The sequence below is a fragment of the Colwellia maritima genome (genome assembly GCF_022669015.1).
Lineage (GTDB): Bacteria > Pseudomonadota > Gammaproteobacteria > Enterobacterales > Alteromonadaceae > Colwellia > Colwellia maritima.
The window spans coordinates 915756-929543 of sequence record NZ_JAKKSL010000002.1 but is presented as its reverse complement, the minus strand read 5'-3'; the positions used below and the strand labels follow the sequence as shown (position 1 = coordinate 929543).

The 13788-nt window shown below is 36.2% G+C and carries 13 protein-coding genes and 6 pseudogenes; 9 read left to right on the top strand and 10 right to left on the bottom strand.

The annotated features are described in order from the left end of the window. Window positions 1–45: 45 nt before the first annotated feature. Complete coding sequence (locus tag L3081_RS27045; protein WP_274620550.1) at window positions 46–291, bottom strand: chondroitinase-B domain-containing protein; 246 nt, start codon at window positions 289–291, stop codon at window positions 46–48. A 227-nt stretch (window positions 292–518) separates the two neighbouring features. Beyond that, window positions 519–1616, bottom strand: a complete 1098-nt coding sequence (locus tag L3081_RS14625; RefSeq protein WP_242286828.1) for a polysaccharide lyase family 7 protein — start codon at window positions 1614–1616, stop codon at window positions 519–521. 419 nt (window positions 1617–2035) lie between these two features. Here L3081_RS14625 and L3081_RS14620 point away from each other — a divergent pair, with 419 nt between their 5' ends. The 5 genes and pseudogenes from L3081_RS14620 (at window position 2036) to pyrF (ending at window position 5461) form a co-directional block, all read left to right on the top strand. After that, complete coding sequence (locus L3081_RS14620) at window positions 2036–2569, top strand: GntR family transcriptional regulator (RefSeq protein ID WP_242286827.1); 534 nt, start codon at window positions 2036–2038, stop codon at window positions 2567–2569. Further along, window positions 2529–2879, top strand: coding sequence for an FCD domain-containing protein (locus tag L3081_RS14615; RefSeq protein WP_242286826.1), 351 nt, complete (start codon window positions 2529–2531; stop codon window positions 2877–2879). Before L3081_RS14620 ends, L3081_RS14615 begins: the two co-directional genes overlap by 41 nt. A 254-nt stretch (window positions 2880–3133) precedes the next feature. Then, a complete protein-coding gene (locus L3081_RS14610) occupies window positions 3134–3379 on the top strand; it encodes a lipopolysaccharide assembly protein LapA domain-containing protein (protein ID WP_242286825.1) in 246 nt (81 codons plus the stop codon). 14 nt (window positions 3380–3393) lie between these two features. Continuing rightward, window positions 3394–4563 carry a lipopolysaccharide assembly protein LapB gene (gene lapB / locus L3081_RS14605; RefSeq protein WP_242286824.1) on the top strand — a complete coding sequence of 390 codons (1170 nt, stop codon included), beginning with the start codon at window positions 3394–3396 and terminating at the stop codon, window positions 4561–4563. Between the two features lie 202 nt (window positions 4564–4765). Further along, window positions 4766–5461 (top strand): annotated as a pseudogene (gene pyrF / locus L3081_RS14600) (orotidine-5'-phosphate decarboxylase). A 142-nt stretch (window positions 5462–5603) separates the two neighbouring features. Here the strand turns inward: pyrF and gap are convergent. Next, window positions 5604–6605 (bottom strand): type I glyceraldehyde-3-phosphate dehydrogenase, encoded by a 1002-nt coding sequence (gene gap, locus L3081_RS14595; RefSeq protein WP_242286823.1) that lies wholly within the window; start codon window positions 6603–6605, stop codon window positions 5604–5606. Window positions 6606–6976: 371 nt separating this feature from the next. On the opposite strand from gap, the gene L3081_RS29145 reads away from it, so the two are divergent. The 4 genes and pseudogenes from L3081_RS29145 (at window position 6977) to L3081_RS14580 (ending at window position 10580) form a co-directional block, all read left to right on the top strand. Beyond that, a complete protein-coding gene (locus L3081_RS29145; RefSeq protein ID WP_420839738.1) occupies window positions 6977–7807 on the top strand; it encodes an NAD(P)-binding domain-containing protein in 831 nt (276 codons plus the stop codon). A gap of 53 nt (window positions 7808–7860) precedes the next feature. Continuing rightward, window positions 7861–8505, top strand: a pseudogene (locus L3081_RS29140) (NADP(+)-dependent, decarboxylating phosphogluconate dehydrogenase). Between the two features lie 53 nt (window positions 8506–8558). Beyond that, the gene (msrB, locus tag L3081_RS14585; protein ID WP_242286822.1) at window positions 8559–8930 is read left to right on the top strand and encodes a peptide-methionine (R)-S-oxide reductase MsrB; all 372 of its coding nucleotides are present in this window, start codon (window positions 8559–8561) and stop codon (window positions 8928–8930) included. Between the two features lie 201 nt (window positions 8931–9131). Then, window positions 9132–10580, top strand: a pseudogene (locus tag L3081_RS14580) (glyceraldehyde-3-phosphate dehydrogenase). 124 nt (window positions 10581–10704) lie between these two features. Here L3081_RS14580 and L3081_RS14575 read toward each other — a convergent pair. The 7 genes and pseudogenes from L3081_RS14575 to L3081_RS14545 all read right to left on the bottom strand — a co-directional run bounded on the left by L3081_RS14575 (window position 10705) and on the right by L3081_RS14545 (window position 13639). Further along, window positions 10705–11034, bottom strand: a pseudogene (locus L3081_RS14575) (TusE/DsrC/DsvC family sulfur relay protein). Beyond that, window positions 11025–11324: a sulfurtransferase complex subunit TusB gene (gene tusB, locus L3081_RS14570; protein ID WP_242286821.1), complete on the bottom strand. Its 300-nt coding sequence runs from the start codon at window positions 11322–11324 to the stop codon at window positions 11025–11027. Before tusB ends, L3081_RS14575 begins: the two are co-directional and overlap by 10 nt. Before the next feature lie 34 nt (window positions 11325–11358). Continuing rightward, complete coding sequence (tusC, locus tag L3081_RS14565; protein WP_242286820.1) at window positions 11359–11730, bottom strand: sulfurtransferase complex subunit TusC; 372 nt, start codon at window positions 11728–11730, stop codon at window positions 11359–11361. Continuing rightward, the gene (locus L3081_RS14560; protein WP_242286819.1) at window positions 11730–11924 is read right to left on the bottom strand and encodes a DsrE/DsrF/TusD sulfur relay family protein; all 195 of its coding nucleotides are present in this window, start codon (window positions 11922–11924) and stop codon (window positions 11730–11732) included. Before L3081_RS14560 ends, tusC begins: the two co-directional genes overlap by 1 nt. After that, entirely contained in the window at window positions 11878–12123 is a 246-nt protein-coding gene (locus L3081_RS14555) for a hypothetical protein (RefSeq protein ID WP_242286818.1), read from the bottom strand. Before L3081_RS14555 ends, L3081_RS14560 begins: the two co-directional genes overlap by 47 nt. 100 nt (window positions 12124–12223) lie before the next feature. Then, window positions 12224–12879, bottom strand: a pseudogene (locus tag L3081_RS14550) (Bax inhibitor-1/YccA family protein). A gap of 152 nt (window positions 12880–13031) precedes the next feature. Further along, window positions 13032–13639 (bottom strand): annotated as a pseudogene (locus tag L3081_RS14545) (DNA-3-methyladenine glycosylase I). Window positions 13640–13788: the final 149 nt, after the last annotated feature.

Below are 13788 nucleotides of genomic sequence, written 5' to 3'. Positions count from 1 at the left end.
TACTCACCAGAGATACTTAAATTAGACTGTCCAGTAATGATTACCTTACCAAAGAGTTTCGGCTTTTAGCGTAATTGGTTTTTTCAACAAGCCCTTTGCTTTAAACACTAATTCAACATCATTCCAAGTACCATTGGCCAGAACAACTTCCTCACCTGGTTTTATTGATGCAATAGCGTTATCAAACTGTTCTATTGTTCTTACCAATTTGGCATTACTAACCTGCGAAAAAGAAAAAAGCGCAAAAAATAATACCAGGGGATAAAAATGTAATTTAGTGTCCTTCGACATGTTTTTCTCCTAAATGTAATGAGTAACCAGTTATTAATGAAATACTGCGTACGTTTATTTGGTTTTTACTATGTTGTTATAGATTACATGGATCTTACAGAAATTACGATAGATTATTACCAATAATTGTAATTGGCAATAACATAATAATTCCTTTGGATAACAATTATAAATAATCTATATAAAATTCAGTTGATTACTAACTTATATCAGACATATTTAATGATTTACATTGGTGTAGAAGAGCTAACCACTAATTTAGAAAACGTTACTTTAGTATAGTCGCCATTTTTAACATCAACAGCCCAATTTCCAGTACCAGGACATGCAGGATAACGGAAGCTTGTAGGGTGATCTTTGGTACTACATTGATTATAAGCACCCGCTTTAAAGTACATGGTTTCATCTTTGTAACTAAAGGGGTAATCGGCATTATCTACCTTGCCATTTACATCAACATTGTCAGCAAGGTTAATTTGATGATGAACTGTTTCATGATTTTCACTTGTAAAAGTAAGATACATGGTGTTTTTATCTATGTTTACGGTATAGCTGAATTTTTCGCCTAATGCGATACCGTTTTCGCCTGGATCTGTAGCGTCATCCCAATTACTGCCCCAAACACTATAGGCTATATCAATTCGGTTAGGATCATCTGTAGCAAGGTTTCTTTCGTAGGTCCAAAAGACTGACCCTTTGTCATGGTTTGGCCATTTTTTATAAGAAATTTTTAATGGCTCATTACCCCGACCATAACCTGGTATGTGTTCTTCATCTGGCAGTTGAAATGAATGAACTTGTCCAACAACAACAGAATACGCAGGTGGCTTATTCGGATATTTAGCATTTTTTGCTACATGATCAACATGAAGCGTTGCCTCTAACTTTCCGCCAATGGCTGCATATTTATCAGCATGCTGATTATCAACTAAGGCAAAATTGTTTTTTAATGATGATTCAGCAATCGTTTGATTTTTTCCCCTTATCATATAACGCAACTCACTTCGTGTGTTGGTAGATGTACGTTCAGTAGCCGCACGGTTAGGGCTTGCAAACACCATATTGTTATCATTATCTAGATAGAAAAAGTCAGGATGAGAGTAAGTTTCAAGCTCTGCAACGTCATAAATGTCAGATACACCATCTTTGTTTTTATCAAGCGGAACAGTTAAATACCAATGACTCAAGTCAAACTTGCTCGCAGGTACTTGTTGTTCAGGAGTTGAGTGACTTACTTGTTGTGTTTCAACGTTTTTATTTTCGCTACAACTAGCTAAAGCTAGGCATAGTAAAGTAACTGACGTGGTAAACTTTTTATGCTTCATTTGGTATCTCATATATAATTTTGGTTATTTTTAGTACGTTAACTATGCCAATTATTAACCTATTAACGCGGCACTTGTAACTCGGTATTTTTTATCAATCTCGTTATCGTTTTGCGCAAATAAAATCCTACAAACTCAACTAACTATTGAGTGATTAAAATCATGCCTTAATTGATATATCAGTTTTTGTTTTGATATATTAAAAACACTTATAATATGTTTATCATGTAAATGCAATATTAAATTTTACCAATTGTGGTTTTGTGTACTTACCAGTGCGTGTAATTTACAATTACCAATTAAGTGTTATTTTTATCTTTTATATCTGTTATTGTATGCGCAAATACCAACTTTTGGTAATAACTTGTGTTGTAATAAGTATTCGTTATGACACCTTTGAGAAGAACACCAAGCTTTTAATGAAACTAACTGATTTTGAAATTCAAAGTATAGACAAAATATTGAATGCTACTTGTATTCCACAAGAGGGCAGTTTAGTTGATCATATTTATTCCGTGTTACGTGAAAATATTATCAACCTTTCTTTATTGCCTGACATGCCGTTAGTAGAAAAAGAAATAGCCGCAATATTTCAAATAAGTAAAACTCCCGTAAGAGAGGCGTTAATACGTTTGGCTAATGATCGTCTAGTCACTATCATTCCCAAAAGCGGCAGCTATGTTACGTCAATTAGCCTTGAAAGCTATTTAGAAGCGTGTTTCATCAGAGGAAGTTTAGAAAGTGCTTGTGCCAAGCGCCTTGCAGAAAAGGGCATTAGTTTAGCTGAACAAGTAAAACTAAACTCGATAATTGCCGAGTATAGTCAAACGCCTCCTAAGACTATTACGGATGATGATAAAGCCGTATTTTGTCCCTTTGCACAACTTGATGAGTTATTTCATCAAACTTTATTTGAATATCTTTGGTATTTTAGGTGCATGGTTATTACTTGAAAGTTCAATAGCTCAAATGGATCGTATTAATCATTTAAAAGCGATGATAGGAATAAAGCGTAGTAGTGCCGTGGTTGATGAATACACTAACATTATTTCTGCCATCAAAGAGCGAGATCCTATTGCAGCTGAAACTGCAATGATAGAGCATGTGGGGAGTGTGGATAACGAAATGGCGATTATTTCGCAAAACCCTAACTTTATTAAATTAATGGAACAATTCAATTCGTTAATTAGTGAGCAGCGTAATCGTCGGAATGCTAGTAAGTATAATGGTAAATTTTTTGTCGGTAATCGAGTCGTTTTCTAAGCTATCGTTAATCATTAATCGGCAGTAATGAATCGGCAGTAATGAATCGAGTAATAATCATGTGTAATGATTGATTAATAAAAGAAACTAAAGATAGGCTATCGATTGTCGTACCCTGTCGTATTATATTGTCTGCATTGCAAAAACCATAAAAAAAATAGATAATATACGGCATACATTTGGTGTGCCGTAATCTATATGCTATCCATGCTATGGTAACCTTTACCAATAACTTCTAAACGAGATTAATCAACGTGCGTCTTTATTTCACTTTACTCTTAGTTTTACTATTACTCGCTATTGCATTTGTTTTTGGTAGTCAAAACGAACAAATCATTTCCTTAAATTATATGATTGCAAGAGTTGAGCTATCTATTGCAGCAGCGGTTAGCTTGTTCACCGCGATAGGATTTTTACTTGGTCTACTCGCTACCATTATATGGCGACTAGTCCGCAAAGGTAAAAAATCCTTAGCCAAAAAACGCTCAACCGAGGCTTAAGCTTAAGTGATAAAATGATAGAGCTACTTTTCCTACTTCTCCCTGTCGCCATGGCTTATGGTCGGTTTATGGGAAGAAATAGTATAAAACAAAAAGATCAAACGATTAAACAAGACTTGTCGATTAAGTATTCTACTGGTTTGAATTATTTATTGTCGAATCAAAAAGATAAAGCAATTGATTCATTACTAGATGCATTAAAAGTTGAAGATGACAGTGTTGAAGCTCATTTTGCAATGGCGAATCTTTTTCGGAAACGAGGTGAACTTGATCGCGCACTAAAAGTGCATGAACACTTAGTTCGCCACGGTAATTTGCCCACAAAAGACAAACAACAAGCCGTATTCGAATTAGGTAAAGACTTTCTCAGTGCGGGTTTATATGATCGTGCAGAAACTATGTTTAACAAGTTATTAAAGTCACCAGACTACGGCTTGAAATCATTAAATTACTTATTGCAAATTTTTCAATCGACTAAAGATTGGCAACAAGGCATTAGTCACCAAAAATTAGTAGTAAAATTTAATGATAAACGTTTATTGCACACCCTAGCCAATTTTTACTGCGAACAAGCCACCAGTGCATTTGAACAAGACAAATTTATTGAAGTGATCGAATTACTTGAACAAGCTCTTAAACTTGATCCTAATTCATGTAGGGCTAATTGGTTAATGGCGAAGATTTATGAAAATCATAAACAATGTGAATTAGCCTGTAAATGTTATCAAGACATTTATCAGCAAGATAAAGAGTTTTTCCCCGATGTTATAGACCAAATGCATAAATGTTATCTTCATCTTGATGCGAGTGATGAATTCTTTCGTTTCATTAAAAAAGTGTATGACGAAACGGCAAGCTCTAGTGCATTAATTTCATACTTGAGTTATGTTGAGAAAAAACATGGCAATAAAAAAGCAAAAGAATTTTTGTTATCAGCACTCAAGCGTAGGCCAACAATACGTGGTTTTAAACACCTCGTTAAAATGGAAATGAAGCAAGCAGATGATGTTGATAACAAAGCAAGTTTAGATTTAATAAAAGAGTTAATTGGCGAGTATTTAAAAATTAAACATAGATACAGTTGTCGAAACTGTGGTTTTAATAGTTCAACACATTATTGGTCATGTCCATCGTGTCACGAATGGGAACAATTGAAGCCCGTGCGAGGACTTGAAGGAGAGTAGTCTTAATCTGCGTTGTCATACTTTGCTATTTCGGCGTCAAAGGTACTCATTGACTAGTGTCAACTCCGTGCATTTTCCTTGAACTAGCTTCGTTTGACTGAGCAGATAAAGCCTACTAAATTTAATATTATTTATTCACAAGTTTTATTTGTACTATTAAGCGCGGTATGAATCGCGTAAAGAATTGAAAATAGGAAATCCCATGTTAGATCCAAAAGTTGTCGTTGCGTTAGACTTCGATAAGAAAAACGATGCTTTATCGTTTGTTGATAAAATCTCTCCGAACGATTGTAAATTAAAAGTTGGCAAAGAAATGTTTACCTATTTTGGTCCTGACTTTGTTAAAACGTTAACAGGGAAGGGCTTTGATGTTTTCCTTGATTTAAAATTTCACGATATCCCAAATACCGTTGCAAAGGCTGTTACGGCAGCGGCTGACCTAGGTGTTTGGATGGTCAATGTACATGCCAGTGGCGGAAGCCAAATGATGGTAAAAGCCAAACAAGCCCTTGAAAATTATGGTAAAGATGCGCCATTATTAATTGCCGTTACCGTACTTACCAAAGATGTCAGAAGCCGACTTACGTGGTTTAGGTATTAATAAAACCCCGCTGAACAGGTAAACTTTTTAGCTAAATTAACCAAAGACAGTGGTTTAGACGGTGTGGTTTGCTCAGCAATGGAAGCCGAACAATTAAAGTTATCGTTAGGGAAAGCGTTTAAACTAATTACACCCGGTATTAGACCGGCAGGCTCATCTCAAGATGATCAACAACGTATTATGACACCAGAACAAGCAATAAAAGTAGGGGTTGATTACTTAGTGATTGGACGCCCTATAACAAAAGCGGTTGACCCACAATTAGTGTTAGAGCAGATAAATGCTTCTATAAGTTAATACAAAGACAAAACTGAAAAAATAGTAATAAAAAAGCTAGATGAAAATCTAGCTTTTTGTTTGAACTTTTTGATCTGAAAATTACAAAATGTGATTCATGTCACCTGTGTAAATATCAGTTAAGTAACTTAATTTATATAAATTACTTTTTATAATTATGAATATAGCTAACTAAATCTAATACTTTGTTTGAATAGCCAATTTCATTGTCATACCAAGAAACTACTTTAACAAAAGTATCCGTTAACGCGATACCGGCTTTAGCATCGAATACAGAAGTACAAACTTCACCAACAAAATCGTTAGAAACAACAGCATCTTCAGTGTAACCTAAAATACCTTTTAATTCGCCTTCGGCAGCAGCGCTCATTGCTTGACAAATAGCGTCGTAGCTAGCCGGGTTTTCCAAATTAACTGTTAAATCAACTACTGATACATCTGGAGTTGGTACTCTAAATGCCATACCGGTTAGCTTACCATTTAACGCAGGAATAACTTTACCTACGGCTTTAGCAGCACCTGTTGTTGAAGGAATAATGTTTTGACCTGCACCACGACCACCGCGCCAATCTTTCGCTGAAGGGCTATCAACTGTTTTTTGTGTTGCTGTAGTAGCATGAACTGTGGTCATTAAACCGTCTTTAATGCCCCAGTTGTCATTCAATACTTTAGCAATTGGCGCTAAACAGTTAGTTGTACAAGACGCATTAGATACAACATCTTGGCCGTATTCAGTTAAGTTAACGCCACAAACAAACATAGGGGTATCATCTTTCGATGGGGCAGAAAGTACAACTTGTTTAGCGCCTGCTTCAATATGCTTACGCGCTGTTTCGTCAGTTAAGAACAAGCCAGTTGATTCAACAACGACATCAACGTCGATTTCATTCCATTTTAAATCAGCAGGATTACGCTCTGCTGTAACACGAACTGGTTTACCATTAACAATCAATTGTCCATCAACAACATCAACAGTACCATTGAAACGACCATGAGTTGAGTCATACTTAAGCATATAAGCCATGTAATCAATATCAATTAAATCATTAATACCTACAACTTCAATATCATCTCTTGCTGCCGCTGCTCTAAATACAAAACGACCGATACGGCCAAAACCGTTAATGCCAACTTTAATTTTCATGGTAAACCTCTTAGAAATTCAATATGTAGTAAAATTACATCATTTTGAGAAAAATTCAAGTTAAATATAGTTATTTGGACTAATTAACAAAAATTAATTGGTTATTTTACGTGATTTTACTTAATAGACAGTGATTTTGATTGTTTTTTGTTGATTTTGTGCTTTTATTCGCTATTTGCATGATTTAGCCTTAGTTGCGTGGTAGAATGAAAAAGATTTCGATGTGTAGTTTTTACCTTTCGGTATGATTGAATTGGCTTTTGATCTGAAAGATACCAAGCATAAACTTCACCTACTCTTTTATATTGGCTTTGTACACCAGTACAAATGTAAGTGCTCTGTGTAGTGCGTTAATTTAGGAAAATGATTTTATGACACCGGATAAAGTTTTGTGTGACATTGGTTTTATCGGCTTAGGCGTTATGGGTAAAAACCTGGTACTTAACTTAGCTGATAACGGCTATAATATTGCTGCTTTTGACTTAAGTAATGAAAAAGTTCAAGGAGTCATTGAGCAAGACAAAGTTGAAAATACTACCGATGCAGCACGGGTATACGGTTGTTCATCATATACAGAATTATTATCACAGTTAAAAGCACCTCATCTTATTGTACTTAGCGTACCTGCCGGTTCACCTGTTGATCAAGTATGCGAAAGCTTAATTGGCGCGGGTATCAAGCCTGACGATATTGTTATTGACACGGGGAATAGTCTTTGGGTTGACACCGTGGCGCGTGAAAAGAAATATCAAAACAACTTTTTGTTATTTTCTTCGGCGGTTTCTGGTGGTGAAGTGGGGGCGAGATTTGGTCCATCATTAATGCCAAGCGGCTCTCCTTATGCATGGACACGTATTAAACCTATTTGGGAAGCGATTGCTGCCAAAGTTGATGCTAACACGGGTAAACCCATTGAACGTACTAAACCGGGTGAAATTGTCACTGAAGGCGAGCCTTGTGCTGCTTATATTGGGCCGGCAGGAGCAGGCCACTATGTGAAAATGGTTCACAACGGAATTGAATATGCAGATATGCAAATTATTTGTGAAGCCTATCATATTTTAAACGCAGGACTAGGCTTAAGTGCTAATGAAATTGCTGACATTTTTGAACTATGGAATAAAGGATTACTCGACAGTTACTTAATGGAAATTAGTGTTGAAGTACTTCGCCATAAATCTGTTGATACTGGCACCACCTAGTTGATTTAATTTTAGATAAAGCAGGACAAAAGGGCACGGGTCTGTGGACAGCAATGAGTAGTTTAGAACTAGGTTGCCCCGCACCAACCATTGCTCAAGCAGTTTATGCACGTTCTATTTCGTCTTTTAAAGCATTACGAGTTCAAGCCGCTTCTATTTTAAGTGGACCTGATCAGGTAACACTGTCAAGCGAAGAAAAACAAACCTATATACTTGAACTTCATGATGCTATTTATTGCGCTAAAATTTCTGCCTATGCTCAAGGTTTTCAATTAATGAAATTAGCTGAAAAGGAACATGGTGGACACTAAACTTTGCCAAAGATTGCTAAAATTTGGCGAGCAGGCTGCATTATCCGTGCAACATTTTTACAATCAATTACTCAAGCTTATGAACGTAATGAAAGTTTAGATAATTTATTACTCGATGAATTCTTTGCTAAGCAATTAAGCGAACGTCAACAAAACTGGCGTAAAGCCGTTTGCGGCGCAAGCATGTTTGGTATTCCAAATGGTGCACTTTCTTCTGCTTTGTCCTATTATGATTCAATGCGTTGCGAAACGTTACCCGCAAACTTATTACAAGGGCAACGTGACTTTTTTGGCGCACATACTTTTGAGCGTGTTGACAGACCTGATGGTAAAAAGTATCACGTTGAATGGTCTACACCTGAACGTAAAACGATTATTATAGATTAACCCTCTAAATCTAATACAATCAGTGCATAAAATTACATATTGGAGTAACAACGATGAATGATCAATATAAAGATAAGCTCAGTGATGAAGCGTATAAAGTGTGCAGACTTGCTGCCACAGAACGTCCTTTTACTGGTATTTATAATGATCATTGGCTCGCAGGCACATACCTTTGTGCCTGTTGCGACAAACCTTTATTTGAAAGCGTCCATAAGTTCGATGTTGGCTGTGGGCGGCCAAGTTTTTATGACGCAGTTGAAGGCAATGTTGCTTATCTAGAAGATATGAGTCACAACATGAGCCGTATCGAAATTCAATGCCAACATTGTCAATCTCACTTGGGGCATGTATTCGACGATGGTCCTAAACCCACTGGTAAAAGGTACTGCGTAAACTCCCTCAGTTTAACCTTTCTGAAGACATAATAAGACTTTTGTAAGTCTCATTGATTTAGATCTTACTTTTATCAATAAATATTTTTGTAACCTATAGAGAAATATTACATCTTGCATTACAATATGGCCGCAATATACCTCTACCATAGTCTAGTTTTTTCTTTTGAATAATTAGATTATTATGATTACAGTAAATTATCGTTTAATTGATTGAAATATAAGGCTTAACTAATGACGTCTCATCTTGAGGAAGAATATCAAACAAGTTGGCAAGAACGCCAAACCTTCGCAGAAAATATGCAACCCATTATCGGTCAACTATTTAGAAATAAAGGTATTGAAATATCTGTCTATGGTCGTCCACTACTCAATGCCTCTCCTATTGATATTATAAAAGCGCATAAATCTGTTGCTTTGCATGAAGAGAGAAAATTACGATTACGTGAAAGCTATCCATTTGTAGAAGCCCTAAGCAAAATGGAATTAACCCGGACGTATTGATGTAGGTAAATTAGCATACCGTTATTTATTTCAAGGACAGTCTAACGACTTGTCAATTGATCAATATTTAGAAAAAGAATTAACAGCAGTGAGTGGCGCTAAAGATAAAGAAGCTAGCCAAGATGTTGTGTTATATGGTTTTGGACGAATTGGTCGCTTGTTAGCCCGTTTATTAATAGAACAAACAGGCCCTAACGCCAAGCTAAATCTTCGCGCTATTGTTTTACGCCCAAGTAAAGGCAAGGATGATCTAGAAAAACGTGCTAGTTTATTACGTCGTGACTCTGTACACGGTGCTTTTAATGGCAGTATTACTATTGATAAAGAAAACAATGTAATCAAAGCAAATGGTGCATTCATCAAAGTAATTTATGCTAAATCACCGTCAGAAGTTGATTATATTGAGCATGATATACAAAATGCATTGGTTGTTGATAACACGGGTATTTGGAGTGATGAAGAAGGTTTAGGCCAACATCTTCAATCTAAAGGTGTTGCGAAAGTATTACTGACAGCCCCAAAAAAAGGTGACATTAAAAATATCGTTTACGGTGTTAATCACAATATGATTTTGCCTGAAGACAAAATTGTTTCTGCAGCAAGCTGTACTACCAATGCTATTACGCCAGTGTTGAAAGCGTTAAATGATGAATTTGGTATTCGTAACGGTCACGTTGAAACAATTCACTCTTACACAAATGATCAAAACTTAATTGATAACTACCACCCGACGCCACGTCGTGGACGTAGTGCACCACTTAATATGGTTATTAGTACCACAGGTGCAGCAAAAGCAGTTGCTAAAGCGTTACCTGAACTAAAAGGTTTATTAACGGGTAATGCGATCCGGGTCCCTACGCCAAATGTATCTATGGCTATTATGAATCTAAATTTGAAAAAGCGACAGATAAAGACAGTTTGAATAATTATCTACGTGAAATTTCATTGAAATCTGATTTACAAAACCAAGTTGATTACACGGCTTCAAATGAAATTGTATCAACCGATTTAGTGGGTTCACGCTATGCAGGTGTTGTTGATTCACAAGCAACAATTGTTGATGGCGATCGCGCAGTGTTATACGTATGGTATGACAATGAGTTTGGTTATAGCTGTCAAGTTGTACGTGTTATGCTTGAAATGGCAGGTATTACAGTACCGACATTACCTGTTAAGTAGTTATTAGACCTGTTAAGTAGTTATTAGACCTGTTAAGTAGATATTAGCTTAGATAGAAAAAGTTAAGTCATTATTTTAAAAGCGCCAACATTTTTTATGTGGCGCTTTTTTGTTTATAAATCTATTACAAACACCGCTTCGGCTTGGGCAAGCCCGCATACTTTGTTGCTTGTTTCTTGGGCCATCAGGAAATAAACGGAACAGATAACGGCTACTGGCTTTTACTTCGCCAAACTCTGCTTTCATTGCTTTAGTTAACGCACGAATTCGGAGAAGTATTATAAGTGAGATAAAACTGACGAACAAAATGAATCACTTCCCAGTGTGCATCCGTTAATTCAACATTATCTTGTAATGCTATTTCATTGGCTAATGCTTTTTCCCAAAGGGTATAATCTAACAAGTAACCTTGCTCGTCAGTAGCCACTTCATTACCATTAAAATTTATTGCCATGTTATTACTCTGTCATTGTTAAAGGTAAGCGACACCAACGCACTCATTTCAATTTCAGTACAAAGCTCGGGGGATATTGTAATAGCGCGTGCTTTCGCATGAGAAGATAGCGCCATCAATTGAATGTTTTTACTGTTATCGGAATGAATGGTATCAATCAAATGATGCTGCAGGTTATAACAACCGTCATCAGTAAAAACAACACAATCATTATTACCGAGTAATTGCAGACATTGATAAAAATCATTCGTAGTAAAAGCACTTTGACGAACAATATGTAGGGTGGTCATAATCGATTTTCCGAAAGGCTAAAAAGTAACAATGCTAAAACCTTAAAATAGTATGATGAGAAGTTAATTGTGCTGCAAAGGCTTGAGAATCTAATACTTGCACCGCTTCAATGTGAAATGTAGCCGCTAAGTTACGTTCAATTAATGAAGCTTGGCAAACATAGACCTCTTCAATATCGTAAAACTCAAACGCAGCAAACGTTTTAAGATAATCTTTAACTGATACAATAGCGCCGTTTTGCCCCTGTACTAACTGCCAAACACCGTCACCCTGAAAAAATAATGACACGGGTTGCTCAAAAGAACCAAACACCAACGCAATATCTAATGCGTCTTTACCTGCTGAACTACTATAAGGTGCCTTACTATTGAGTATGGCCAAGGATTTACTCGGTGATTTAATCATTAGAACTGCACCATTCGATCAGCTTTTGATGATAACTCTACCAATTCTCCTAACCCTGAAACGGTAAAAATAGGATGAATGTTTTGAGCATGCTCATCACTAATGCCACGTTTTTCTGCCGCGGTAATACAAAGATGTAGTGGTAAGTTAAATTGGCTGTATAAACGTTGCCAGGGGTAGTGATTGAAACTCATCACTGGCAATTTGAATGCTTGTGTCCGCATGCATCACACCGTCTTGATAAAAAAACACACCAATAACGTCAACACCGTTGAGAGCCGTTTCAATATAATCAAGCGCAGTAACACTTAAATTACTATGCGGCGGTGTGGTAACAATAACAGCTAGTGAATTCACTAAAATAATCTCTACTTGGGTTTTATCAACAAACATAAAAAAGCCCCGCGTTGGCGAGGCTTGATATTATAACGTTTTTTTTGGAGACTAAAAGCGAATTAGCTTAAGCTTAACGTAAGGGACAAAATACCCCGTATTAATCATCGCCACCAAATACACCTAAAAGGTGAAGCAAATGAACAAAAATATTATAAATATTTAAATACAATGAAACAGTTGCTCTAATGTAGTTACGCTCACCACCATTGATAATGCGGCTTGTATCAAACAAAATCAAACCAGACATTAACATAATAACCGCAGCACTAACGGCTAATGAAAGGGCAGGGATTTGAAAGAAAATATTAGCTAAACTTGCAACTAAAACTACAATCAATCCTGTCATCAAAAAACCACCCATAAATGAGAAGTCTTTCTTCCGGTTAAGGCATAACCTGATAAAGCAAAAAATATTAATGCAGTTCCACCAAGCGCTTGCATAATTATAGCAGGGCCACCAGGCATTGCAGCGTAGCCGTTAAGCATTGGCCCAAGCGAAGCACCCATCAACCCAGTAAAACCAAATATCCAATAAATACCACTAGCAGAATCGGCTTTTTTGTTTACAACAAACATTAAACCAAAAGCAACTAGCATCATGACAAGCGCAGCCATGTGAGACAAGTTCATTGCCATAGAAACGCCAACAGTTACCGCACTAAACGCTAACGTCATTGATAAAAGCATATAAGTATTTTTCAATACTTTGTTAATTTCAATAGCTGAGCTTTTACTTGCTGTTTGAAAATTCATATTAGTTTGCATAAAACTTCCTTTAAAACTTAATGATAATAACTTTATATAAGCTAAGATAAGGGCATTTACGTAAAGTTCAAGTTATTTGAATAAACAATAGTCAACGACCTTGTGACATATTATGACATGGTGTTTTTCAAATAGCTAGCTCACAATTGCTGATATTTTTCTAAAATGTGTTTCCGTTTGTAACAATCTAAACTATGGTCATTCACCATGCCACAGGCCTGCATATGTGCATAACATATAGTAGAACCAACAAATTTAAAGCCACGTTTTTTTAAGTCTTTACTCCACGCATCAGACTCAGCAGTGGTTGCAGGAAAATCCGCTAACGTTTTATTTTCATTAACAATCGTCTTATTATCAACAAACGCCCACATATAGTTACTGAAACTACCAAACTCATGCTGAATATCAATAAATAACTTCGCGTTATTAATTGCCGCATTAATTTTACCTCTATTACGTATAATGGCTGAATTAAGCATAAGTTGTTCAACTTTGTCTTGGTCGAATGTTGCCACAATATTTACATCAAAGTTAGCAAATGCATCACGATAACCTTGCCGACGCTTTAAAATGGTATACCAACTTAAGCCGCTTGCGCAGACTCAAGACAAAGAAACTCAAACAATTTTTGATCATCATAAACAGGAACACCCCATTCATCATCATGATAAGCAACGTAATCGGGTTTTGACATATCAAGCCAAGGGCAGCGACACAATGTTCTGTCATACTCAGATTTACCCATGAACAACTCCTCGTTCTGTATGTATTCTTGTTTGAAATAAAAGCAAGGTGCTTAATTTTCTAGCAAACAAACTTAAAACTAACATAATTTGTAAAATAGTACTTTACAAGCGGTTAGCGAGACTTTAATATTCGCCTCGTTCTCAAGCA

Coding starts and splice junctions, on each gene's coding strand:
- L3081_RS29145 (WP_420839738.1), top strand. CDS start 6,977: ATGACACCGGATAAAGTTTTGTGTGACATTGGTTTTATCGGCTTAGGC.
- L3081_RS14560 (WP_242286819.1), bottom strand. CDS start 11,924: ATGAGTTTCAATCACTACCCCTGGCAACGTTTATACAGCCAATTTAAC.
- msrB (WP_242286822.1), top strand. CDS start 8,559: ATGAATGATCAATATAAAGATAAGCTCAGTGATGAAGCGTATAAAGTG.
- L3081_RS14620 (WP_242286827.1), top strand. CDS start 2,036: ATGAAACTAACTGATTTTGAAATTCAAAGTATAGACAAAATATTGAAT.
- tusB (WP_242286821.1), bottom strand. CDS start 11,324: ATGACCACCCTACATATTGTTCGTCAAAGTGCTTTTACTACGAATGAT.
- gap (WP_242286823.1), bottom strand. CDS start 6,605: ATGAAAATTAAAGTTGGCATTAACGGTTTTGGCCGTATCGGTCGTTTT.
- lapB (WP_242286824.1), top strand. CDS start 3,394: ATGATAGAGCTACTTTTCCTACTTCTCCCTGTCGCCATGGCTTATGGT.
- L3081_RS27045 (WP_274620550.1), bottom strand. CDS start 291: ATGTCGAAGGACACTAAATTACATTTTTATCCCCTGGTATTATTTTTT.
- L3081_RS14625 (WP_242286828.1), bottom strand. CDS start 1,616: ATGAAGCATAAAAAGTTTACCACGTCAGTTACTTTACTATGCCTAGCT.
- L3081_RS14555 (WP_242286818.1), bottom strand. CDS start 12,123: ATGTTTGTTGATAAAACCCAAGTAGAGATTATTTTAGTGAATTCACTA.
- tusC (WP_242286820.1), bottom strand. CDS start 11,730: ATGATTAAATCACCGAGTAAATCCTTGGCCATACTCAATAGTAAGGCA.